Origin of the sequence: Paenibacillus xylanexedens, from assembly GCF_007676705.1 — a bacterium.
GTDB classification, from domain to species: domain Bacteria; phylum Bacillota; class Bacilli; order Paenibacillales; family Paenibacillaceae; genus Paenibacillus; species Paenibacillus xylanexedens_C.
In genome coordinates this window covers 1-331 of record NZ_VEBF01000104.1, presented here as the reverse complement: position 1 = coordinate 331, position 331 = coordinate 1, and the positions used below count along the sequence as shown (strand labels likewise).

1 protein-coding gene is annotated in these 331 nt (G+C 45.9%); it reads left to right on the top strand.

All coding sequences use genetic code 11. From position 1 onward, the window contains the following. Positions 1-197 precede the first annotated feature (197 nt). A partial coding sequence (locus tag FS628_RS33200) for a hypothetical protein (protein WP_369008904.1) occupies positions 198-331 on the top strand: 134 nt, incomplete at its 3' end.

Below are 331 nucleotides of genomic sequence, written 5' to 3'. Positions count from 1 at the left end.
TACTCCCTAATCTCCCAATACGCTCCCCCTCCCCCCATACTTCCACCAATCCATTTCACCAATCTCCTCTTCCCCTTTCCACCCTCTCCATACAATACAATTCCCCCTTTGTACCCCATATCATAATCTCCCTAAAACCAACCATCCCCTTCCAACAACTCATCCACCAATCCATTCACCATCACCTCCCCTTCTCCATTATTCTTCTCCATATTCACCCCTTCAAATCCATTAATCATACATTCCCCCATCATCCTCCCCATCAACTATTCAAACACATTCCCAATATCATTCAATTCTCTCTCCCACCAGAAGATGTCGCTACCCGCTT